This window comes from Chryseobacterium sp. MA9, from assembly GCF_024399315.1.
In the GTDB taxonomy this organism is placed as follows: domain Bacteria; phylum Bacteroidota; class Bacteroidia; order Flavobacteriales; family Weeksellaceae; genus Chryseobacterium.
In genome coordinates this window covers 3,488,366-3,513,303 of the sequence record NZ_CP075170.1, presented here as the reverse complement: position 1 = coordinate 3,513,303, position 24,938 = coordinate 3,488,366, and the positions used below count along the sequence as shown (strand labels likewise).

Sequence of the window (24,938 nt, the reverse complement as noted above, 5' to 3'; positions counted from 1 at the left end):
AATGCCATGAAAAAAATATTATTACTGTTTTGGATCCTGACTGGTTTCTTTATGGGACTTTCTCAGGCTCCGGAAAAAATGAGCTACCAGGCTGTTATGAGAAATGGTTCCGGACAACTCTTAGTAAATCAAGCTGTAGCCGTGAGAGTAAGCATATTACAGGGATCTCCTGCCGGCGCCGCAGTCTATTCAGAAAGACTCACCGGAAATACCAATGCCAACGGGCTTATCAGCCTTGAAATAGGAACAGGAACTGTACTTACAGGAACATTTGCTACCATCGACTGGCCCGCAGGAAGCTATTATTTAAAAACAGAAACTGATCCTGCCGGAGGAACCAGCTATACTATAGTAGGAACCAGCCAGCTGCTAAGTGTTCCTTATGCTATGTATGCCAAATCTGCAGGTGGTGGAGGCGGAAGCTTTGCAATTCCCTATACTAATACAGTCAATAATGCCTCAACCTTATTTTCATTAACCAATGATGGTGATGGAACTTCAGTGGAAGGAATCAATAATACAACAACATCAAGTATCGCTGCTGTAAGAGGAATTGCAAGCAATACTGCTCCAGGAGGGTTTTCTTCAGCAGTGCGCGGTATCAATAACGGAACCGGCGGACTGGGAATCGGAGTCTGGGGAAGCCAGGCCGGAAGCGGATGGGGAGTATATGGTGTTACCCCAAATGGATTGGGTGTATATGGTAATTCCAGTGCTAACGGAACCGGAGTTTATGCTAACAGTAATACAGGAACCGGTCTTACTGCTACCAGTAATAACGGAATTCCTGCCAGTATTTCAATCTTCAATAACGCGAATAATAATGTTGCTCTTAATGCATCCAGTGTAGGGAATGGTACAGTTATAAATGTTACAACCTCAGGAAACGGAGCCGGAGTAAGAAGTTCTACCGGAGCCGGATTTGCCCTGCATGGAATAACTTCTGCACAAACTTCCGCTGGTGTTTTAGGTGATAACAACGGAGCTGGTGAAGCTGTAGTGGGTAGAACAACCAGTGATATTGCCGGAGCTGTTGTAGGCCGTAATGATGGAGGTGGATATGGAGTAAGAGGATTTGTGGCTACCAATACATCCGGAACCGGAATAGGTGTTTACGGACAGGTAGGTTTAAATAACAGTACTGGTCGTGCGGGACGATTTGAAAACTTTAACCAAACAAATACTACGGGAAATACCTTTGAGGTAGAAACCAATGGAAATGGAAATATCCCTGATGATACACAGGGGAATGCCGCCTCTTTTATTGTTGACAATACCAATAGCGTTGGAGCAGCAGTAAGAGGAGAAGTAAATACTATTTTCGGGAATTTTGGTGCAGCCGCTATTTATGGAATTTCTTCTGGTACAGGAGGACGTGCCGGTTTATTCTATGCATCAAATCCTGCTGGAAACGGAGCTTCATTGATCGCTCTTACCGATGGTAACGGAAATGCTATCACGGCCAATGCAGGAAAAGACGGAAACGGAATTGAAACCAATATTGACGGCGCAGGAAATGCACTTTATGCATGGGTCCCTACTTTTGCAACGGGACGGGCAGGAAGATTTAATATTTTTAATGATGCCAACACCAGTGATGTTATTACTGTAACTACTGTTGGAAATGGTATTGCAGGAAATTTTAAAGTAGATAAAGTGACCGGGACTTCAGCAGCGGTGAGAGGTGAGGTTAACTCTCAGTTTGCCAATTTCGGTACCGCAGGTATTTATGGAATATCCTCAGGAACAGGCGGATTTGCTGGTTTATTCCATGCCAGTAATCCTGCAGGAAACGGTCCTGCACTGATTGCTATTGCAGATGGAAATGGAAATGGTATTACAGCAAATGCCTCTAATAGTGGAGACGGAGTTGAAACAACTGTAGATGGAACAGGAAACGCCATTTTTGCATGGGTTCCTAATTTCAGTAATGGACGAGCTGCAAGATTTGTGAATTTTAATACTTCCAATACCAATCCGGCGCTTACCGTAGAAACTCACAGTGCAGGATCTCTGGCTCTGTTTAAATCAGGAAACCCGGGAACAGTAAATGTTGCCCGTATTGATAATACCGGAAAAGGATTTTTCAATGGTGGTACCCAAAACAGTGGTGCTGACGTTGCGGAAGCTTTTGATGTAAACGGAAATATTTCTGAATATGAGCCTGGTGATATTCTGGTTATATCAACAAAAGCAGACAGAACGGTTGAAAAATCTTCAACTCCTTATTCTACTCTTGTTGCCGGAGTGTATGCTACTAAACCAGGTGTACTTCTTACAGAAGAACATATCGACATTGATATTTCCAATAAAGCTCCAATGGGCGTCATTGGTGTTATTCCAACCAAAGTATGTCTTGAGAATGGAAAAATAAAAAGAGGAGATCTTCTGGTAACTTCATCTAAAGCTGGTGTTGCAATGAAAGCCAATATCAAAAAGGTGAAAATTGGACAGGTAATCGGAAAAGCACTTCAGGATTATGACCAAAAAGAGACTGGAAAAATTCAAGTATTAGTCAACATAAAATAAACCGTCATGAAAATAGTATATATTATCCCGTTATTATTTCTAAGCACTATTATCTATGCTCAGGAAAATAAAAAGGCAGCTCCGATAGATGAAGATCAGACTCTTGTTGTAAAACAGGCACAGGAACAACAGGCAAAATTAATGCAGGATGCCAAGGAAAACAATGAAAAGAAAACTGTCAACTCAGGTCTTGTTTCGGATCATGGACTTGAAGTAAAAAAACAGGATTCCAAACCCAAAGCAGCTGCAGACAATTCAGGAAAGCTTCTCCCTAATACAGCAAGTCTTGAAGACATAAAAAAAACGATCCCTAACAGACAGGCATATCACAATACTATAAATTCTAGGAACACAAAAACGACAGTTACCGGGCTGCCTAACACAGCAACCTTGGAAGAAATAAAAAAAACAATTCCCAAAAACTAATGACTCTCAAAAGCTAATAACCGCAAAAAGCTGATAACCAAACTAGATTTTTCAAACAAAGAAGTCCGCTGTAATGCGGACTTTTTATATTGTAATAAGGTATTATTAATCCCAATCAGCAGCTACAAATTTCATTGTATTTCCATGATCATCGGATAAGGTAAGAAAATGTCCTTCAATGGAATACTTAGTCATTGTCTCAATTTTTTTCTGAAAAGATGTTTCAAGATTCATATCCTGACAGGCTTTCATAGTACTTACTCCGTTTGAAATTTTCGCTTTCCCTCCTTTTTTAAATTCGGAAACAAAAGACATTTGGTTACATCCCATATAGGCGTTTCCCTGAATTTTATTGTCAACCATACTGGCTGTCAGATTCATTTCAGCTTTATTAGCAATCAATTGTTCTTTTGAAAAGCCATCAAAGGAAACCAGCATCCATTGCCTTTGGAGGGCAGGATTTTTATCCGGCACAGAGGAACAATTTAAAACAAGTCCTAAAAATAAAACTGCAAAAATTGATAAGAGTATCTTTTTCATGCGGACTATCATCCCATTTTCATACCAATCCGGGACAGAATCTCGTAAAAATTAGTAAATTAGCGACACAAAAATTATTTTATAAAATGAAAAGACTATTTCTACTATTCACTTTCTTACTGGGCTTTGCTCAGATGAGGGCGGATGAGGGGATGTGGCTGCTAATGCTCATCAAAAGACTTAACGGTGTTGATATGCAAAAAGAGGGTCTACACCTTACGCCTGAAGAAATTTATTCTGTAAACAATTCAAGCTTAAAAGATGCTATCGTAAGTTTCGGTGGTTTCTGTACAGGTGAGATTGTTTCTGATAAAGGACTTATATTTACAAACCACCACTGTGGTTACGGTGCTGTTGCTGCGGCTTCTACACCAGAAAAAGATTATTTGAAGAACGGTTTCTGGGCAATGAAACAGAAAGACGAATTCAATGCAAAGGATCTTTATGTAAGATTTTTAGTGAGAATGGATGATGCTACGCAGAGAATCACTTCTAAACTAAACAACAATATGACCGGAGCAGAGAGAAAAGCTGTTATTGATGCTGAAACAAAAGCAATCCAGACAGAAAACTCTGAGAACGGAAAATATACTGTAGTGGTAAGAGATTTCTTCAACGGAAATGAATTCTATTATTTCGTATATCAGGATTATAAAGACATCAGATTAGTAGGTGCTCCCCCTTCATCATTAGGAAAATTCGGAGGAGATACAGATAACTGGGAATGGCCAAGACATACAGCGGACTTCACTGTTTTCAGAGTATATGCTGATGCTGCAGGAAATCCTGCTGAATATTCTCCAAGCAACACTCCTTTGAAGCCTAAGCATTTCCTTCCGGTTTCTCTTAAAGGAATCAAGCCTGGTGATTTCTCAATGATCTTAGGTTACCCTGGAAGAACAAACCGTTATCTTACTTCTTACGGAATTCAGCAAATGGTAAACAAAGATTACCCGGCTTGGGTTGAGGCTTCTAAACTTGCCATGGATGTAATGAAAAAGTATATGGATAAGGATAAAGCAACTCAGCTTAACTATGCTTCTCAATATGCTTCAGTAGCCAACTACTGGAAAAACAGACAAGGAACTATTGACGCAGTAGAGAAAAACGGAACAATCACTGACAAACAAAAAACGGAGGATATCTTCAGAAAATGGTCTGTGATGCCTGGAAATCAAGATTATGATGGTATTTTAGAAGATATTGAAATGTATTACAAGCAGGTCTCTGAAAGAAATGTTGAAAGAAACTATGCTTCTCAGTTCTCAAGAAATGCGAAATATATTTCTCTTGCTATGCAGGTAGGTTCTGTATTGAAGACTTATGCTGCTCAGGATATGCAGGGAAGACTGGCAATGAAGGCTAAAACTGAAGCTGCTATCAAAGCTGCTTATGAAAACTTCAATCCATCTTTAGAAGGAGAAATGCTTGCCTCTATGGCCGGCCTATATCAGGCAAGAGTTAAAAATCCTGAGGTTGCTTCTGCCACTATTTTAGGATTGGATGCTAAAACAGTTTCTAATTTAGCTTATTCTTCAATCTTTGCTAACAAAACTTCTGCAACAAACTTCCTATTGAACCCGGATGCTTTGAAACTGGATGCTGATCCGCTTTGGAAAGTAGCTAACGGCATCGTTGCTGATCAAAAAATAAGCACTGAGAGATTTGTTAAAGTAGATGATAATTTTGCTAAAAAGAACCGTATGTTCTTAGCTGGATTAATGAAGGCTATGCCTGAGAAAAAATTCTACCCGGATGCTAACTCTACCATGAGATTAACTTACGGTACTGTAGATAAATTACCTATCAGAAATGACAGAAACTATTTCGGTATTACTGATAACTATTATACTGACATGACTGGTCTTGTTGGAAAATACAAGAAAGGTGATGAAGAGTTTGATCTTCCTCAAAGAGTGATCGACCTTTACAACCTTAAAGATTTCGGACAGTATGCTGATGCAGCAGGTTATATGCCTGTAAACTTCCTTTCTAACAATGATATTACAGGGGGTAACTCTGGTTCTCCGGTAATTGATGGAGACGGAAACCTTATCGGTATTGCTTTCGACGGTAACAGTGAAGCATTAAGCGGTGATATCGTATTCGAGCAGGAATGGCAGAAAACAATCAACGTAGACGTACGTTTCGTTCTTTGGACAATCGATAAGTTTGCTGGCGCAAGAAGATTAGTTGACGAATTGAAGCTTGTAAGAGGAGAAAACACTCCAGCTGATACAAAAACTAAAAACTCAGGTACTACAACAACGCCTAAGAAAAGCAATAAAAAATAATCTTATTTGATTTATTTTTTGAAACCGTGAAATTTAATTTCACGGTTTTTTTATTTTTAACTATTAAAATCTTTCATCATGAATCCTCAAATAATCAAATTTTCAGCTATTATTCAACAAAACGGAGAGATGAACGCTGCATTTGTAGAATTTCCTTTTTCTACGGAAGAACTGTTTCATAAAAAAGGACAGGTAAAAATTAAAGCCGTGTTTGATGATAAAGTTGAATACCGTGGAAGCCTTGCCAAAATGAAATCAAACTGTCATATTTTAGGACTTACACAGGAAGTCAGGAAACAGCTTGGGAAAACTTTCGGAGATGAGGTTTCCGTTTCCCTTACTGAAGATAAAGAAGAGAGAGTGGTTGAGATTGCTGAAGATATTGTTTCTGTTTTTAATGAAAAGCCTGAAGCAAAGACTTTGTTTGACAAGATGAGCTATACCCACAAAAAGGAATATATCCGCTGGATTAAAGAAGCCAAGAAACCGGAAACTAGAGAAAACAGAAAAATAAAAATGATCCAGATGATTCTGGATGGAAAAAAGGGAATATAGTGTGTTCTACTTTCACGCTCAAAATCTATATTTAAAAAAAATTGAACTAAGAAAATATTTTTTGTCAGGATCTCAAAAAGTAGTCGACTATAGTTGCAGATATCATTTATAACTATAAAAAATTTACTTTTATGAACAAGTTTATTTTCAGAACATCAGTTTTAGCGGCAGCTGCTCTAGCTGCATTTACTCTTTCCTCATGCAGTGATTCTAATGACGACATGATGATGGATATGTCTTTTCAAAGAAGCATTACCTTTGAAAATGTAGTAACCCCAAAAGATTTTGTAGAAAGCGGAAGTTTTCAGGGAACAGGAACTCCTCCTATTATTCTGCCGGGACAATCTGTTTCTGTTAAATTCAGTGCAGGAAAAACACAGGCACTAATGTTTGCTACGATGTATGGAGCTTCAAAAGACTGGTTTTTTGCTTCCCAACAGCCGGGTATCAAATTATTTGACGCCAATGGAAATGCCATTACCGGAGATGTTTCATCAAGTGTACGATTATGGGACAACGGAACGAAAGATGACACTACAGGACAAGCCGAAAGCAAGCCTATTATACAGGTTCCTAATGTAAATGCATCCCAGCTTATGAAACTCAATCTGGCTTACAATGATGTAAGTTCGGAATTCACCCTCACCATTACGAATACATCTGGCGGAACGGCCAACGAAACTCCTTTTTCTCCAGGAGTATGGGCGGTTTCCAACTACAATGGTTCTCAACTGTTGAACAGCGCTCCGTTTTTTACACCTAATGCTTTATCAAATCCTGAAATTACAGATATTGCTCAAATGGGAAATATCAGCAAGATGATGACTAAACTGAATGCCAACACAGGAATTATGACCGGACTCTCCCCTGCATTAGTTGTTGTTTATCGTGGTGATAAAAATCCAATTTACGAACTGGGCAAATCAGACAGCGGAATGGGACTGAAAGACATTGCACAGTTTGGAAATGTAGCCAAGCTTCAAAACAGTCTTAAATCTCTATCCGGCGTAAAAGGTGTATACGTGGCTGGAAATGCTCCGGTAACACCCGGAAGTAAAGTAACAACAAGCTTTAATGCTGAACCAGGTGATAAAATTGCTTATGCAACTATGTTTGGATTTTCCAATGACTGGTTCTATGCCAATGAACAAAATATTGATGCCAATACCAAAGGAGACATGAGTTCAAAAACCTCATTATTTGATTCCGGGACGGGTATTGACCAATATCCGGGTGCCGGAAATCATCAGGCATTATTTGGTGGAACTCCACAAAGTGAAAATAAGATTATTTCCAAAGTAGGAACCCAATATCCTGTTCCTGAAGTCCAGAATGTGATTAAAGTAACCGTGAATTAATCTTCAGATAAATAAAAGGTCAGACAGTAATGTTTGACCTTTTTAATTTCAATATAATATCCTGAAAAATAAAATCATATAAACATGATTATGTTTCCAGCCCACCTTCCAAATATTGCTCCTCCATTAGTAACGGTTGTAAAACCTTCATAATGGCTTACTTTTACCCCAGATCACTGTTTATTTCTTTAAAATAACCCGTTTTTTTCTGTTATAGATTACATCTCCCTGCCAAGCCCTGTTTTATTTTGAAATGTAAGGACTCTCAACGAATTTACAAATCCACAGGATTTCAGATCTACCACAGCAAAATCTTTAGACAATACAATAATGGTATCCATTTATTTTTCTTTGGTTTTCGGTAAATTAAAAACTGAGCAATATTTTTTCATTACCCTGGTACAAATATCATCCTGCATTGCGACAAAACTTGATGCTTTTATCTGTTAAAAAATTAAAAAGCCCAAACAGAATCTGTTTGGGCTTTGTTTAGTGGTCAACTACTATTCAATCGGAATTCCAAGGTATCTTAAATAGGAATCCAATATTTTTTTATCAAATACCGGTTCCTTAATACCTGAACCTTCCAGATACTGAATCACGTTGGAGCAATCCCATATGTAAGTATTCTGGTAAAGTTCTACAGTGGATAAGCCTTCATGCATATTATCTCTGAAAAGACTTGTCAATGGATATAAACGGTTTTTACTGTCATCTTCCCATTGTTTTCTCCATTCTTTATAAGGAAGATCTTCGAGTGTAAAAGGATAATATTTTTTCAGAAGTCCAAAGAAATCCTCCAAAGTAAGATTGGTTTCCGGGCGGGCTATCAAATTAAATTTTTTACCTATTGCTTCTTTATTTTTTGTGATATGAGCCATCGCTTTGGTCATATAATCTACCGTAATAAGACCTTCTCTAAGCTCAGTGAGTGCCGGATAAGATTTGAATTCTATGCAGTTTTTCACCAATCCGGACCACCATTGGTAAGAAGCACTCGCTCCTGTTTCGCTATGGCACATTGCATACCCAAGACGGTAAGTAATCAATGGCAGGCCTTCTTTTGCCGCTAAATCAGCAACTGCCTCCATTACCCATTTGCTTCTTACATAGCCAATGTCTTTGCTTACAGACAATAAATTCTGCTCAATATCATCAGACTCCAGCATCACTGTTTTTCCCGTAAACACATGTCCCCAGCTGTATACAGAAATGGTGGATAACAAAGCGAGACATTTGGTCCTTTCTGCCCCCGCCAATTTGATGATTTCTCTTAACCCTTCTACATTGGGAGCTTTCATGTAAGAATAAGGTTCAATGAAGTTGACAGAACTTCCGGAATGGTAAATCAGATCGGTCTGTTTTGCCAGTTTTGTGAATATTTCTTCTGACAGTCCCAAAGCCGGCAATGCCAGATCTCCGATTACCGGAATAATTCTCGATTTCTGTTCTCCTTTTTGAGGAATGTGATATTGTTTAAAACACCTCTCTATCTTTTCCATCGCATGAAATTGATCCTGAGCTCTTACAAGGCAGTAAATATCAGCATTTGTAGTGTCCAGAAGCTCCTGCAAAAGATGAATTCCCACAAATCCGGTAACTCCTGTTAAAAATATTGTGGCGGGGTTTTCTATTTGTCTAGGATCAAATCCACCTGCAAAAACAGTTCCGGGAGCAAGATAAACATCCTTCTGCAAGGCAACATAAGGTTCTACATCTTCCATTGGAACAGCCTCTCTTGTTGATCTGGATCTGGCTATAAGCACTTCCGAGAGCTCCTGCAATACCGGAAACTGATAAATATCCCGCAAATACACTTTTAGATCAAGCTTTCTTTCCAATGCCACGGCAACCGTTGCTACCAACAGAGAATTCCCCCCGATATCAAAGAAATTATCTGTAATATTAATAACAGGACGTTCCAGAGCTGAAGACCAAACATCTACAACAATCCGTTCTGTTTCATTGGTTGGCGGCTCAAATGAAATAAGCTCTTTCGCTTCCTTATCTGCCAGATCTTTTAAAGCCTGAGCATCTGTTTTGCCATTTGCCGTCAAAGGAATTTTATCTATAAAAATAATCTGGGCAGGAATCATATAACCCGGAAGTTCTTCTTTCAATGCATTTCTAACTGATGAAATATCTTTCTCCGCTTCAGATCTTGAAACAATAAAAGCAATCAGATATTTACTATTTCCTCCTGTATCTCTGCTGATGACCACCGCCTCTTTGATATTTTTCTGCTGAAGCAACGTACGTTCTATTTCTCCCAATTCAACCCGGAATCCACGAATTTTCACCTGATTATCTATTCTTCCAAGGAATTCAATATCACCATCTGGCTTCCATTTGGCAAGATCACCGGTACGATACAGTTTTTCTGTTTCCCGGAATGGATTATCAATAAATTTAGAATCTGTAAGTTCCTCATTATTAAGATATCCATCCGCTAAAATATTTCCTCCGATGCATAATTCTCCCACAGCTCCTAACGGCAGCAACTCCATATTCTCACCTAAAATATAGGCTTTTGCGTTGGCAATAGGTTTCCCTATTGAAGAGACATATTCTCCATTGATATCTTTCACTTTTTTAAATGTTGCAAATACAGTACATTCCGTTGGGCCATAATAGTCTATTAGCTCGTAACTTAATTCTGTAGTGAGCACAGGCTTCAGTTTTTCACCTCCGGTAAAGAGATATTTCAATTTCAGATCATTATAATTTCTGGTATTGTTAACAACCTGCGGACCTAAAACAGAGGGAACAAAACCGTGTGTAATCTGATTTCTCCTATAATAATCCACCAATGCATGAGCATCTGTTCTGTCTTCATGATCTGCAATAAATATAGTTGCTCCGGAAATAAGCGCCGACCAGGTTTCCCATACGGATATATCAAATGCCAATCCTGCTACCAGGGTCAGTTTTGAGCTGTAATCCACGTGAAAATGATGATTATGCCAGGTTACCAAGTGCTGAATAGCCTGATGGCTTACCATTACCCCTTTCGGTTTTCCGGTAGAGCCTGAAGTATAAATTGTATATGCCAGACTATTCTGATGGATTTTAATTTCCGGGTCATCTGAAGATAAATGATTAAGGTTTTCCATGCTGCTCAGATCAAACACTTTTGTCTTTTCAGTTTCGGATAAAAGGGGGGCAAGATTTTGATTGGTAATGATAATATCAGCTGCAGTATCTGAAAGAATAAATTCTACTCTTTTAGCAGGATAAGCAGGGTCTATAGGAACATATGCTGCTCCTGTTTTGATCACGCCAAGAACAGCAGCAACCCATTCTAAAGAACGGTCCAGCCAGACAGGAACATACTTACCTTCTTTTATTCCCTGGCTCAATAATAGATTGGCAATCTGATTACTTCTCTGATCTAAATCACGGTACGTGATCTCCTGATTCTGATAAACAACAGCTGTTTTATCGGGATGAAGGAGTGTCTGTTTTCGGAAAAGAGACTCTAATGTTTCTTCATGGTGATAGTCCCAGCCCGTTTTATTGAATCCGTTTAAAAGTTTTTCTCTGTCTTCAGATGACAGTAATATGGCTGCACCTAATGATAAGGTTTCTAATGAGGGAATTGTGTTTGGCATATTAATAATGTAATTTGGTTAAAAACTTTATAATCAACAGCTTCAGTCTTCTGTAAAATTGATTTTAAGCTATAAAAAAGCAGAAACAAAAGGGTATACGAGATAGCCACAGTTTATTTACTAAGTGTGTTTATAATACTTTTCAAAAAGCGAATGATACAGAGCTTGAAGCGATCTACTTAATAAGCAGAACGTAAACAACGCTTAAACGTTATTTATTGCAATCGAAAAATGAAAGAATATGTTTGACCTATTCTTCAAAGATGATCGCTATTCCGTGTTTGAAAATTTTATTTTCATAATGTAATATTTTTATTGATTTAGCAATCAAACTTAACATAATAAATTAACCTATGTGTTACATAATTACTATCATTTACCACATTCTGAAATTGATATTTTAGAATTAATAAAATATTGAATTTTAATTTATTACAACATTAAACCCCCTTTATTACTCTGTCTAACAGTCAAATTACGGAATATTATTTAAATTTGTAAGAAAGAAAAAACGCATCATTTTAATATGAATCACAAACAGAAGAGAACGCATGGATTTATGCATATTCCATGTCATGAACTGGATATTTTTATACTTTCTGACGGGTATTTTGGTATTGGTTACCACCAGCCGATTTTAGCTCCCGGTATTCCTCAAAATATGGTAAAAAATGAACTCCGAAATCTTTATTTATCAGACTCTTATTATGAAGCTCCTATCAATGTAATGCTTGTCAAAAAAGCTGACCGCATCATTTTAATAGACACTGGAGAGGGGTTTTATGATGAAGAAAATGCAGGACAACTATTACACAGTCTTACTTCAGCAGGGTTTACACCGGAGTCTATAACGGATATTCTAATTACACATGCCCACAGAGATCATATTGGAGGTATTCTTTCGAAAAATGATGAGCTTGTGTTTCCGAATGCGAATTATTATATTTCACGTCAGGAATTCGAATTCTGGATGGCTGATGAGCCGGATTTTCAAAAAAGCAAAAATCCTGAGGGAGGAAAGCCAAGCATTCCATTGGTTAGAAAAATTCTTTCTGTCATTGGCAGCAGACTTACAAAATTTGAAATGGGAGATCTTGTGTTCTCCTGTATTCAGACGCAGGCTGCTCCTGGTCACACTCCTGGACATATTATTTATACGGTGAATGATGGAGATATATCCATTACCAATGTAGTAGATGTTTTCCATTCTCCCCTTCTCATTGCAAAACCGGATTGGGGAACGCAATGGGATATTGATTTTGAAACAGGAGTAGAAACCCGTAAGAAGATTCTGGAAAATTGTTATCAGAACAGAACACTGATCTGTTCCGCCCATCTTCCATGGCCAGGTATTGGGTATATTAATAAGGTGGATGATCAGTTTCAATGGGTTCCTAAAGTTTACAACCATCCTTTTTTGATCAAGCTTAAGATGGATGCTGAAATAGATGCCCTATAACATTATTTCAGCAGTAGAAGTCTGAATCTGTTATCCACTCCAGAATTCCCGGTCCAGACTTCTGTATTGTATTGCTTCGGAAATATGGTGAGACATAATATTTTCTGATTCATCAAGATCAGCAATTGTTCTGGCTACTTTCAGGATTCTGTCATAAGCTCTCGCCGAAAGATTAAGTTTTTCCATCGCCAGTTTGATGAGCCCGAAAGAGGTTTCATCCAATTCACAAAATGCTTCAATTTCTTTAGGCCCTATTTGGGCATTACTGCTAATATTGAGGCTTTGGTATCTTTTATTCTGAATATCTCTGGCTTTCAATACCCGATTTCTGATATCCTTACTTTTCTCTCCTTTTCTTTTTTCAGAAAGCTGTTCAAATTCCACTTTTTGTACTTCAATGTGAATATCAATCCTGTCCAAAAGCGGTCCTGAAAGCTTATTCATGTACCGCTGCATTTCATAAACAGAGGAGGTATTGTTAGGATCATCGGGAAAGAATCCGCTTGGGCTGGGATTCATAGAAGCTACTAACATAAAACTTGCGGGGTAATTTACTGTAAATCTGGCTCTTGAAATAGTCACTTCCCGGTCTTCCAGAGGCTGTCTCATTACTTCCAGCACTGTTCTTTTAAACTCAGGCATTTCATCAAGAAACAGTACTCCGTTATGAGCAAGGGAAATCTCACCAGGCTGCGGATAACTTCCGCCACCCACCAGGGCAACATCAGAAATTGTATGATGGGGAGATCTGAAGGGACGAACTGTCATCAATGAAGCTTCAGTTCCTATTTTTCCGGCCACGGAATGAATTTTTGTTGTTTCTAAAGCTTCTTTCAGAGTCAATGGAGGTAAAATACTGGGAACTCTTTTAGCCAGCATGGTCTTTCCACTTCCGGGAGGGCCTATGAGGATGATATTATGTCCCCCCGCTGCAGCCACTTCCATTGCTCTTTTGGCCGTTTCCTGACCTTTAACTTCAGAGAAATCGAAAGGGAAATCATTAATCTTCTCATGAAATTCTTTCCGGGTATCCAGCGTAATCCTGTTAAGAGGTTTTCCTTCATTAAAAAAATCAATTACTTCTCTTATATTTTCTACTCCGTATACTTCGAGATCACTTACAATGGCTGCTTCTCTGGCATTCTGTATAGGAAGAATAATTCCTTTAAAACCTTCTTCCCTGCCCTGAATAGCAATAGGTAAAACTCCTTTGATAGGCTGGAGGCTTCCATCGAGAGAAAGCTCGCCCATAATAATATAATTTTCAATTTCCTCTGCCAAAATCTGATCTGAAGCTGCTAAAATACCAATCGCAATACTCAGATCATAGGCAGAACCTTCTTTTCTGAGATCAGCTGGAGCCATATTGATGGTGATTTTCTTTCCGGGAATTTTATATCCTACATTTTTCAGTGCTGCAGAGATTCTATAGCTGCTTTCTTTAATTGCGTTATCAGGCAGACCCACCAGATGGTATCCTACTCCGCCGGTATCTACATTCACTTCAATTGTTATTGTCTGTGCAGCCACTCCATGAATGGCACTTCCATAAATTTTGATCAGCATAGTGTGTTTTTGAAGTAAAAATAATCAACATACTATTTTGAAAATCTGACGTTTACATGAATGATATTCTAGTTGACCGGATATATTGAAAAAGATATTAATAAAAATAGGAATTGAAAATATATCTGTCACAAGCAAGATTTTTATACAAGGACGAAGTATGACTAATCTCATAGGATTTGAGTAAAAAAGAATACCGTTTTCATGAAACTGGGAGAAGTGAAAACAATTAACCGGAAAAGAGCTTTACTGGCCAATCAGGTTTCTTACATAAGTGATTACTTCAATTTCAAAAAGGATATAAAATACTTTATACAAATCACTATAAACTTCGACAATATCTCTATAAAGAAACATTAAATCCTTTCGATCTTGATTCTTTAAAAGGGAGTCATATTAAGATTTTCCATGGAGGGCTTACAACAAAAAAGACCCCGTTAGTAGTAAATTAAAAAAATCGGTACAAAAAAATTTGTACCGACCCAACCATTATTAAAAACTAACGAAAGAGATTATTTCATCTGAGTTGCGGATAAAACACCAAATGTGAGTCAGGAAGCCGGATGCCTGAAAGAGAGGGCTCCTTTTGGGGGTAATTATGACCGTCATTAGATTAACAAGGATGAAACTTTATCTATTGAGCGTAAAGTAAAAATACTTTAGTTCTTCTTCAATACAAGGAACATCCCTCTTCTGACATCCGTTCTTCCTTCCCACAATCAATATTTTAGCACATTCAGACTATGTAATCCTATTTTTTTATAAATCTATTTTTATATTCTTTTCCATCTGCGCTTTTAGAAACAATGATATAGTTTCCTGGCACAAGATGACTTACATCAATCGCCTGATTATATTGATGGTCATTTTTCTTCAGAACAAGCTTTCCAGACATGTCTATAATGGTAACTTCCTTATAGATTTTATCTGATTCTTTTCCGATATAAAGATGCTGAGTTGTAGGATTAGGATAGATTTTCAGATTATTATCTTTAATCTTGGTCTCTCCTGTTCCCAGATTGCTGCAGAAATCCCAATTTCCGAAATTCACTTCCACAAAAGCAAACGGATCCAGCATCTGACATTGATCCGGGCAGTATTCTGTACACGCATAAAACCCATATTTTCCGGAACTTGTCGCAACATAAGTATCTCCTATCACTCCAGGGATGATGCAAGGATCTCCCAATACCGGAGGATTACTGCTTGGCACACATCTGAACCAGGTATGTTTGCCATATACAACAGGAAATATATTATCAAACTGTACAGAAGCTCCGTTGCAGACATTCACTGTTCCTGCATTTTCCTGATATGTTCCGGGCGTATAAGTAGTCATCATAGCCGGCAGACCATAGACAAATCCATCTGCAAATACTGCAGGACTTTCCGCGATACAGTCTCCATCTGTCACTTTAACTTTAAAATAATTCAGCTGGTCATTACCGCTAATGGTTAACTGCTGTGATGTGGCTCCCGGAATGGCTACCCAAGGGTTGTTATTGGGTGTCTGCCAGGTCCATTCCTGTTTGTACCATTGATAGCTTCCATATGTCTGTGTGGTAGAAATTATTTCATCTTCCACATCACAGAACAAGATTGTTCCCGGATATTTCTGTCCAAGTCTCGGACTGGTAATTGTAGGGGTACACTGTGCTTTTATATCCAGAATGCTGAATAATAAAAACATTAAAAAAATTAGTTTTGTTTTCATATATAGATTATTAAGTGTGATTTTGGTCTTAAAAAATCCTCTACATTAATCCAACAGCACTCTGATTCCGAATTTCATGTTAAAATGAAACGGTTTCTCTTTATAAATGGTGTTTGGAGCATTTTCTTCCTTGAAATGGTATCCTATTCCCGGTTCTGCATAAATTCCAACCTTGTCTATGACCTTCAGCTGAAATCCTACTGCGGTGTTAACAGAAAACTGTAACGGTTTATGATCAAGACGTTCCTTTGAACTTTCCTTTATTTCATCATTCACGACGTAGGTTGTTGTAACACTTCCCGACACAGGCTTTTCCAGAAGTGCCCCACCTGTAATATATCCTGTAAACCGGCCTTTCTGAATGATATTATAATTAACCTGAACAGGAATTCCTATATAATGAACCGTCTGATCTCCTTTAATATAATTGTTCTCGGTTCCGGAATGCAGTTCAGAAGCCAGTTTGGTATAGTTCAGTCCCGTTCCTATCCCCCATTTTTTTCCTAAATTATAGTAAAGAGACAGCCCAAATGTTACCGGCACTTTATGCCTGATTCTAGCTTCTACCGGCTGGCTCTGATTCGCAAGCAATATGGCCGTAAGGGGATCATCATGATGCTCGGATGTAGTAAATACCTGCTCAACATTCATTGCTTTTCCAGTGATGGAAGCATACCCCGGAAACTGCTGTTCTGCAGAGTTGGAAGCAACATTTCCTGTGAGCATACTCAGCATCCACGACTTTTTGTCTCTGGATTTTGGTGTATTTCGTTTTGTATTTTCAGCATAGATTTCTTTTAGCTTCTCCTCTTTAAACAGAACCTCATCAGAAGTCTGCTCTTTTGCAGATTCTTTTACTGTATCATCAACAGAAGGGACTTTCTGAGCAATTCTGCTTTCCTGTTGAAAAGATTCTGATGCTGTGGGAAACTTGAAAATATCCTGGATTTTTTGATGATTTTCTGCTTGATTTTCCGCTCTGCTCTCAGCATATCTCTGTGCTGTAATTTTCTCCGAAGAATCTATATTTAATATGTTATCCGCTAAAAAAGCTTCCGTTTTGGACTTTACTTCCTTGCTTGAGCCCTGTTCATTTTCTATAGATTTTAAAGAATTTTTCTCATCCTCTGTTTTCACATCTGCCGGTTTCTGAGACAGGGTCCTACCTGTATCATTCTGTGGCAGTATTTTCGTCAGCAAAAAGAGCAATGCAATGGCAGCAGCAATACCTCCGAGACGATAAAATAAGGATTTTTGTCCCCCACTGGCCCCCTTCTCTTTCTTATCTGCTCCGCCTTCATGAATTTCAGGAATAAACCCGGGAATGCTGTTGTTTTCTTCCCCGGCGAATAGTTCATCTTTGATGTCATCCCACAATCCTTCCGGAACGTCCTCTTCATGGTCATCCATTCTGCTTCGCAGGTTATTTAGCCATTCATTATTCATATTGTGCTTTTTTTGACATTTTAAATTCTTTTATTTTCTGAACAAGCAGTCCTTTTGCACGGTGAAACTGAGATGCAGAAGAATTTTCTGCAATTCCCAGCAGTCCGGCAATCTCCTTATGGCTTTTTTTCTCAAATACATACAGATTAAAAACAGTTCTGTACCCTTCAGGAAGAGATCTTATCATCATCATAATATTATCACGAGGAATCTCTTCAAAGTCCGGTTCTTCTTCATTAGGAATATCCGGAAGATCATCTACTTCCACTGCAGATTTAAAATCTCCTTTCTGTTTAATATGTTTTAAAGATTCATTGACAGTAATACGGGTCATCCAGGCTTTTAAAGAACCACTTCCCCTGTATTCAAAAGATTCTATCGAGCGGAACATTTTGATAAAACTGTTTTGCAGTACATCATGAACATCTTCTTTCTCAGCCACATAACGGGAGCAGACATAGGCCAGATTTCCGGAATAAGCTCCAAAAAGCTCTTTCCAGGCAGCTTCCTCCTTCTTCAGAAGGTGCTTTACCAAAATCTGTTCTTTACTTTCTTCCATATAATGCCGCCGTACCCAGTGGGATGTTATAAACTGTCAAGCAAAAATAGATTGCATCTTAGTAATAAAGCGCAATCCATTGATGATAATATCTATTAATTAATTTTTTATACAGAATGGAAAATTATAATCAATCACCTCATAAGGGGCAACCAATGTACCATCTACTGTAATTTTTTCTGCCGTTATAGCGTACCTCAGCGTCTGATCCAATCCTACATAATATCCTTTTTGCTTTGCTACAAACTCTACGACTGTCTTTTTATTCACTCCATCTACAGGGATCTGAAGTTCCATAACTTTTGGAGCCAAAGTAAGTTCTATTACATTATTTGCAGTATTAATTACCGCGGCATACTTAAGGTCATATTTCACTTTTCCCATTGATTTCAATGCGGTTTCTGCTTTTGCAGGGTTTTTCACCACAGTCTTTACAATTTCTTCTATTGGAAATTCAGCAAACGAGATCGTATCTTTTTTTACTTTAAACTCTTTTACTCCTTCTCTTTTGCTATTTCCCTGTACAATAACCAGCTTACCTTTATAGTTTCCTTTTAAGTCTTCCATTTTTACAGGAGGTATGTCCGGACCATCATTATTATTACATGAGGATAGGGTAAATCCTACTAAAACCATTAAAACTGTTATAAAAAATCGGGGTACTGTCAATCTTTTCATTGCATTATTTTTTTCGTTAAACATTAATTATTTTCGAGTACTCATCTATATAAATCTCACTTTTCAAAAATCTTGCATCTATTTTTGAAAAAAAAGATAAAATTTTTCATAAACCACTGATTTAATGAATATAAAATTTCATCACTGCTCTGCAAATTTCGGACCTGATGTTAAAATTAAACTGTATTTACCTTCAGAAATAACCAAAAAGGAAGCTATATAATGTAGCTTCCTTTATTATTTATCACTTTTACATTTTATTCTACTCCACCGCCAAGCGATCTGTACAGGTCTACTTCTGCATTTAACCTTTCAAGGGTTACATTAATGGCTTCCAGATCATTCTGAAGCTTACTGTTCTGAGCTGTAATTACTTCAAGATAGGTTGCCATTCCACTTTTATAGAGCTTCAGGGCATCATTGATTCCTTTATCAAGAATAGCGGTTCTCTGCTCCAAAAGCTGCAGTCTTTCTGAAGAACCTTTAGACTTGGCCATGGCATCGGATACTTCTCCAACAGCAGTCATTACAGATTGTTTAAAATTGATGGCTGCTTTTTCCTGTTCAATCAATGCCGTCTCATAAGCTGTTTTCAGTTGTTTTTTCTGAAAAACGGGAGCTGCAAGATTCGCTGCGATTGCCTTGGTAATAGATACTGGGATATCAAACCATGAACTGAATTTATTAGAATTCACTCCTATCTGCGGGCTCAGACTTATACTTGGGTACATCGCTGCTTTTGCCAGCCCGGTTTTAGAATTTAAACTGATTACGTTAAATTCTGCCACTTTCAGATCCGGTCTGCGGCTCAGCAGTTGTGCAGGCAGTCCTTCTGAAAGTCTATTTTCAGGAATCATTGTTTTCAGATTTCCTTCTCTTTCTATTTTGTCCGGATATTCTCCACAAAGTATACTCAAGGCATTTTCCTGGATAGAAATATTCTGCTTCGCCAAAGGGATCAACAGTTCTGCTGTTTTCTTTTGCGCTTCTGACTGCTGAACGGCCAAAGAATTTATCTGCCCTGCTTTAAACTGCAGATTCATCATTTTGAGCGTATTATCACTTAGCTCAATGTTTTGTTCTGCTATTTTCAGCTGTTCATCAAGACTTATAAGGTTATAATAAGCTTGAGCCACCTGAACTACAATCCTGCTTTTGATTGCATTTAAGTTTTCTTTCTGACCAAAATATTCTGCAGCGGCAGATTCTTTCTGCATTTTAGCTTTTCCCCAGATGTCTACTTCCCATGAAAGTCTCAGCGCTGCACTAAAATCATCAATGTATTTTGTCCCTACAAACTGTTCATTAAGAGAACCGTTAAGGGTATTTTTGGAAGCCCAGCTTCTGTTAGCTCCTGCGCTGAAATCCAGTGTTGGCATAAGAGACAGTTTGGCCTGCTTATAAATAAGGTCCAACTGTTCCATATTTTTCAGAGCAACGTTCACTTCATTATTTCTGGAAAGGGCTTTATCTATTAATCCTATCAGCTTCGGATCTTTGAAAAAGGTTTTCCACGGAAGCACTACAGTATCTCCTGTTACCTGCACAGATTCTTTGTATGTTTCGGGAACATGAAGGTCTGTTCTTGTATATTTTTTCCCTACGGCACAAGACATCAGAAGGGATGCCATTGCGCCTGAAATAAGGAAATTATTTATATTAAATATTTTCATTTGTCAATTGATTTTCTATCGTATTATACCTCTTCTTGCCAGAGAACTTCTCATCCAGATACTGAAAGAACATATACAGTACAGGAATCACAAAAACTCCTAAAACTACTCCACTCAGCATTCCCATTGCTGCACTTGTACTGATTGATTTGTTTCCTGAAGCCATTCCTCCTGTAGAAATCATCAGCGGAACCATTCCTACAATAAAAGCTAATGAAGTCATGATAATAGGACGTAATCTCGCCTTTGCTCCTTCCAGTGCCGAATCCAGAATCGAAAGACCTGCTTTTCGCCTTTGTATGGCAAATTCTACAATAAGAATTGCATTTTTGGCCAGAAGACCGATAAGCATGATTAATCCCACCTGTACATAGATATTATTATCCAGTCCGATCGCTTTTATTCCTAAGAATGCTCCTACAATTCCTGTTGGGATGGAAAGCATTACTGCCAGAGGAAGAATATAACTTTCATATTGAGCAGCCAGCAGCAGATATACGAAAAGTAAACACAATCCAAAGATGGCAATCGTCTGATTCCCTGCTGATTTCTCTTCTAAACTCAATCCTGTCCATTCGTAGCTGTAATCAGATGGTAATTTGCTTAAGGTTTGTTCCAGCTTACCCATCAATTCCCCGTTACTTACTCCTGGTTTTGGAGACACGTTGATATTTAATGAGTTATAAAGATTGTAACGCTGAACGGATTCCGGACCGTAGACTTTTTTCAAAGTAATCAATGTATTCACCGGAACCATATCCCCTTTTTCATTCTTTACGAAAATATCGTTGAAGGCTTGTTCATCCATTCTGAAAACTCCGTCTGCTTTAATATTCACCCTGTAGAATTTCCCGAATCTTGAGAAATTCTGAGACTGATCTCCTGAGAAATAGGTCTGAACAGCTCCTAACAAATTTGAAATGCTTACTCCAAGCTGTTTTGCTTTATCTTCATTCACTTCAAGCTCCATCTGAGGATAATCTGCCCTGAACATGGTGTAGGCAAATGCCACTTCCGGAACCTTCATCAGCTGACCGATCAGTTCATCCGCTTTAGCTTTAAGAACCTGAGGGTCTCTTCCCATACGGTCCTGAAGTACAATTTCGGCATCATTTGTCATTCCATATCCTTCTACCGGAGGCATTCTAAAGGTCATTACACTTCCTTCTTTGATCACTCCCAATTTTGCAGTCGCCATATCTACCACTTCCTGGATATCCTGAACTTCACCTCTTTCTTTTTTAGGTTTCAGCTTAACAAATCCCATCGCATAAGCCGGTCCTGCACTGTTACTAAGAAGGTTGTAGCCTGTGATGGAAGTATTTTCCTGCACTGCGTCTACACCTTTTAAGATGTCATTGATCTTATTGGAAACTTCTGTAGTTTTAGTCAATGCTGTTCCCGGAGGCATGCTTAAGGTGTACATAAAGAATCCGTCATCTTCCATCGGTACAAAACTCTTAGGTGTGCTTGACATCAGCCATCCTGCAACACCGATAACGGCTACTATTAATCCTCCTGCAATCCATTTTCGTGCTATTAAGAAACGTACTCCTTTTGCATAACGGTTGGTCATATTATTAAATCCAGCATTGAATGCTACCGCAAATCTTTGCCCGAATCCTTTTGGCTTTTTGCCTTCTCCTGAGTGGTTGTTTTTCAAAAAGACAGCACATAAAGCAGGGGTTAAAGTCAATGCGTTAACCGCTGAAATGATGATCGCTATTGCTAATGTATAGGCAAACTGCTTATAGAATAATCCTGCTGAACCGGACATAAATCCGATGGGAATAAATACCGCCGACATCACTAATGTAATAGAAATCACCGCTCCTGTGATCTCACTCATCGCCTTGTGAGTAGCTTCTCTTCCTGAAAGGTCTGTTCCTTCCATATTACTGTGGACGGCTTCTACCACTACAATGGCATCATCCACTACAATCCCAATGGCCAGTACAAGAGCAAAAAGTGTCAAGACATTAATTGTAAATCCTAAAACCAGAAGGAAGAAGAATGTACCGATAATTGCTACCGGAACCGCCACTGCCGGAATAATCGTAGATCTGAAATCCTGCAAGAAAATAAATACAACGATAAACACAAGGATAAATGCTTCTATTAAAGTAGATTTTACCTGTCCTGTAGCCTCGTCCAATCTTTCTTTGGTACTCATTACCTTCGTATATTTAATACCCGGAGGGAATGATTTTGATAATTGGTCAAGAGCTTTATTTACTCCTATTTCAATCTGATTTGCATTGGATCCCGTGGTTTGCATGATCGCAACAGTAACCGCATTTTTCCCATTGGAAAGGTTATCTCCTGTATTTGAAATAGCTCCGAACTCTACACGGGCGACATCTTTTAATCTGATGACCTGACTTCCGGTATTTTTAACGATAATATTTTCATATTGTTCCGGCTTGTTCTTTTTTCCCTTATATCTGATTACATATTCTAAAGCAGCATCAGATTCTTCTCCCAATTTACCCGGAGCAGACTCCAAACTGTGGTCTGCGATTGCTCTGGAAACATCTGCCGGTTCAAGTCCGTAAGATGACATTTTCTGAGGGTTAAGCCATATTCTCATGGAATAATCCTTCAATCCGAAGACCATTGCCTGTCCTACTCCTTTTACCCTTTTAACCTGCGGAATGAGGTTGATATTCGCATAGTTCTGAAGAAAGGTTTCATCATACTGTTTATTATCTTCAGTATATATATTGAAAATCAACACCATACTGTTCTGCTGCTTGGATGTAGTCAGTCCCATTCTAACAACTTCCTGCGGAAGTATCGGAGTGGCCTGTTGTACTCTGTTTTGCACGTTTACCGCTGCCTGATCGGCATTTACCCCCTGCTTGAATATAATGGAGATGGAGAATGTACCATCATTACTCGCTGTGGATTTCATGTATTCCATGTCTTCCACTCCATTAATTTGTTCTTCCAGCGGAGTTACCACGGAACGGATCACGGTTTCACTATTTCCTCCAGGATATGATCCTGAAACGGTAATCGTAGGCGGAGAAATATCCGGGAATCTGGTCACCGCCAGCTGGTTTAATCCTATAATCCCTAAAATAACGATGATAAGGGATATTACCGTCGCCAGTACCGGACGGTCTATTATCTTTTTTAACATTTTTGAATTTTCTAAGAATGGTTATACAACTACTTCAAATGAACTGTTGTCGCCACAACCTGTGCTCCGTCTGTAAGAGCATCAATTCTGTTGATGGCAATCTTATCTCCTGCATTCACTCCTTCTTTGATAAAATAATCCTGAGACGTACTTCCTGAAACCGTAATCTGAGTCATTTTCACTTTATCTTTACCATTCAGTTTATAGACAAAGAACCTGTCCTGAATATCTTTTACGGATGTTTTCGGAAGCTTGACCACTCCACTCAAAGCATTGTGAATCATTACTCTAGCTGTTCCTCCGGCTCTTAATAATTTATCAGGATTTTGAAAAACGGCTTTCATCTGAATACTTCCTGTATTTCTGTCGAAGTTTCCGCTGGCATTTTCAAGTTTTCCTTTAAGAGAATAGGTGGAGCCGTCTGCAAGGATAAGCTCTACATTTTCTACAGTATTTCCTGATGCAGAGGCTTTGCTGTGTGAAATAAAATCAGCTTCATTCATTGAAAAATATACATTCACGCTGTTTATGCTTGAAAGTGTTGTCAAAGGAGAGGCGTCTGATGGACTGATAAGGTTTCCTACTCTATTCGGAATTCTGCCTATGTATCCGCTAACCGGGGCTTTGATATACGTAAAATTGGCATTGATCTTTGATGATCCTAATGATGACTGTGCCTGTGCAACCTGTGCTGATGCTGCTTTATAACTTGCCTGTGCGGTTTTCAGCTGCATATCAGAAACTACTTTTCCTTCTACAAGAGGTTTCAGTTTTTCAACTTCAAGTCTTGCTGTTTCCTGTGCTGCCATGGCCGATTTCAGAGCAGCTTCATTGGTGTTTACCTGCTCGTTGTACACGGATGGATTTATTCTGAAAAGGGTCTGTCCTTTGCTCACATACTGCCCTTCTTTGATATATACAGCTTCCAGATAACCTGTCACCTGCGCTTTAATATCTACATTGTCCTGCCCTTCTATGCTTCCCGGATATCCTGTAGACACATCTGCATCTCCGGACTTCACCTGGATAAAATCTGTAGGCAATGCCTGCTGCATCTGCTGGGCATTTTCCTGGCCGTTCCCGGAACCGCATGAATAAAGTATCGCTGCAGCTGTAAGTGAAAGTACCAAATATCCTTTTCTGTAATTCATAACATTGGTTTTTAAATTTTACAGGAGCAAAATAACTTCATCTTATAGTGATATTCATTCAGAAGTTGGGTGAAGTGTCGTTAATCGCAGGTGAAACGTATGATAGCAAAAATGAAAGGAAAACAGTTATTTTCCCTATAAAAACGACAAAATAAGAGTTTATCCGGGGGAAATAAGAGTGAAATCACCAGAAACAAATTAATGGATGCTACAAATGAAACGAAAAAAAAAGAT

At 38.5% G+C, this 24,938-nt stretch carries 17 protein-coding genes; 6 read left to right on the top strand and 11 right to left on the bottom strand.

Annotation, left to right across the window (positions count from 1 at the left end; translation table 11 throughout):
- Nucleotides 1-6 precede the first annotated feature (6 nt).
- Both KIK00_RS16045 and KIK00_RS16040 read left to right on the top strand, forming a co-directional pair.
- Nucleotides 7-2,529 (top strand): collagen-like protein, encoded by a 2,523-nt coding sequence (locus tag KIK00_RS16045; protein ID WP_255813373.1) that lies wholly within the window; start codon nucleotides 7-9, stop codon nucleotides 2,527-2,529.
- A 6-nt stretch (nucleotides 2,530-2,535) separates the two neighbouring features.
- Nucleotides 2,536-2,955, top strand: a complete 420-nt coding sequence (locus KIK00_RS16040; protein ID WP_255813372.1) for a hypothetical protein — start codon at nucleotides 2,536-2,538, stop codon at nucleotides 2,953-2,955.
- 105 nt (nucleotides 2,956-3,060) lie between these two features.
- Here KIK00_RS16040 and KIK00_RS16035 read toward each other — a convergent pair whose 3' ends face one another.
- A complete protein-coding gene (locus KIK00_RS16035; RefSeq protein WP_255813371.1) occupies nucleotides 3,061-3,495 on the bottom strand; it encodes an META domain-containing protein in 435 nt (144 codons plus the stop codon).
- An 86-nt stretch (nucleotides 3,496-3,581) separates the two neighbouring features.
- Between KIK00_RS16035 and KIK00_RS16030 the strand changes: the two genes are divergently transcribed.
- The 3 genes from KIK00_RS16030 (at nucleotide 3,582) to KIK00_RS16020 (ending at nucleotide 7,702) form a co-directional block, all read left to right on the top strand.
- Complete coding sequence (locus KIK00_RS16030) at nucleotides 3,582-5,789, top strand: S46 family peptidase (protein ID WP_255813370.1); 2,208 nt, start codon at nucleotides 3,582-3,584, stop codon at nucleotides 5,787-5,789.
- A gap of 78 nt (nucleotides 5,790-5,867) precedes the next feature.
- Nucleotides 5,868-6,344 carry a YdeI/OmpD-associated family protein gene (locus KIK00_RS16025; protein ID WP_255813369.1) on the top strand — a complete coding sequence of 159 codons (477 nt, stop codon included), beginning with the start codon at nucleotides 5,868-5,870 and terminating at the stop codon, nucleotides 6,342-6,344.
- 131 nt (nucleotides 6,345-6,475) lie between these two features.
- On the top strand, nucleotides 6,476-7,702 hold the full coding sequence (locus KIK00_RS16020) for a spondin domain-containing protein (RefSeq protein ID WP_255813368.1): 1,227 nt from the start codon (nucleotides 6,476-6,478) through the stop codon (nucleotides 7,700-7,702).
- Between the two features lie 218 nt (nucleotides 7,703-7,920).
- Here the strand turns inward: KIK00_RS16020 and KIK00_RS16015 are convergent, their stop codons facing one another.
- Both KIK00_RS16015 and KIK00_RS16010 read right to left on the bottom strand, forming a co-directional pair.
- A complete protein-coding gene (locus tag KIK00_RS16015) occupies nucleotides 7,921-8,043 on the bottom strand; it encodes a hypothetical protein (RefSeq protein WP_255813367.1) in 123 nt (40 codons plus the stop codon).
- Between the two features lie 162 nt (nucleotides 8,044-8,205).
- Complete coding sequence (locus KIK00_RS16010) at nucleotides 8,206-11,313, bottom strand: non-ribosomal peptide synthetase (RefSeq protein ID WP_255813366.1); 3,108 nt, start codon at nucleotides 11,311-11,313, stop codon at nucleotides 8,206-8,208.
- 526 nt (nucleotides 11,314-11,839) lie between these two features.
- On the opposite strand from KIK00_RS16010, the gene KIK00_RS16005 reads away from it, so the two are divergent.
- Nucleotides 11,840-12,772, top strand: a complete 933-nt coding sequence (locus KIK00_RS16005; RefSeq protein ID WP_255813365.1) for an MBL fold metallo-hydrolase — start codon at nucleotides 11,840-11,842, stop codon at nucleotides 12,770-12,772.
- A 30-nt stretch (nucleotides 12,773-12,802) separates the two neighbouring features.
- Here KIK00_RS16005 and KIK00_RS16000 read toward each other — a convergent pair whose 3' ends face one another.
- The 8 genes from KIK00_RS16000 to KIK00_RS15965 all read right to left on the bottom strand — a co-directional run bounded on the left by KIK00_RS16000 (nucleotide 12,803) and on the right by KIK00_RS15965 (nucleotide 24,704).
- Nucleotides 12,803-14,338 (bottom strand): YifB family Mg chelatase-like AAA ATPase, encoded by a 1,536-nt coding sequence (locus tag KIK00_RS16000; protein ID WP_255813364.1) that lies wholly within the window; start codon nucleotides 14,336-14,338, stop codon nucleotides 12,803-12,805.
- Between the two features lie 751 nt (nucleotides 14,339-15,089).
- The gene (locus KIK00_RS15995; protein ID WP_255813362.1) at nucleotides 15,090-16,052 is read right to left on the bottom strand and encodes a T9SS type A sorting domain-containing protein; all 963 of its coding nucleotides are present in this window, start codon (nucleotides 16,050-16,052) and stop codon (nucleotides 15,090-15,092) included.
- Between the two features lie 45 nt (nucleotides 16,053-16,097).
- Entirely contained in the window at nucleotides 16,098-17,498 is a 1,401-nt protein-coding gene (locus KIK00_RS15990; RefSeq protein ID WP_255813361.1) for a porin family protein, read from the bottom strand.
- Nucleotides 17,491-18,057 (bottom strand): RNA polymerase sigma factor, encoded by a 567-nt coding sequence (locus tag KIK00_RS15985; RefSeq protein WP_255813360.1) that lies wholly within the window; start codon nucleotides 18,055-18,057, stop codon nucleotides 17,491-17,493. The genes KIK00_RS15990 and KIK00_RS15985 overlap by 8 nt, the downstream gene beginning before the upstream one ends.
- Nucleotides 18,058-18,156: 99 nt before the next feature.
- The gene (locus KIK00_RS15980) at nucleotides 18,157-18,735 is read right to left on the bottom strand and encodes a DUF4840 domain-containing protein (protein ID WP_255813359.1); all 579 of its coding nucleotides are present in this window, start codon (nucleotides 18,733-18,735) and stop codon (nucleotides 18,157-18,159) included.
- Between the two features lie 257 nt (nucleotides 18,736-18,992).
- Nucleotides 18,993-20,408, bottom strand: a complete 1,416-nt coding sequence (locus tag KIK00_RS15975; RefSeq protein WP_255813358.1) for an efflux transporter outer membrane subunit — start codon at nucleotides 20,406-20,408, stop codon at nucleotides 18,993-18,995.
- Nucleotides 20,395-23,553, bottom strand: coding sequence for an efflux RND transporter permease subunit (locus tag KIK00_RS15970; RefSeq protein ID WP_255813357.1), 3,159 nt, complete (start codon nucleotides 23,551-23,553; stop codon nucleotides 20,395-20,397). Before KIK00_RS15970 ends, KIK00_RS15975 begins: the two co-directional genes overlap by 14 nt.
- A gap of 29 nt (nucleotides 23,554-23,582) precedes the next feature.
- The gene (locus KIK00_RS15965) at nucleotides 23,583-24,704 is read right to left on the bottom strand and encodes an efflux RND transporter periplasmic adaptor subunit (RefSeq protein WP_255813356.1); all 1,122 of its coding nucleotides are present in this window, start codon (nucleotides 24,702-24,704) and stop codon (nucleotides 23,583-23,585) included.
- Nucleotides 24,705-24,938 lie beyond the last annotated feature (234 nt).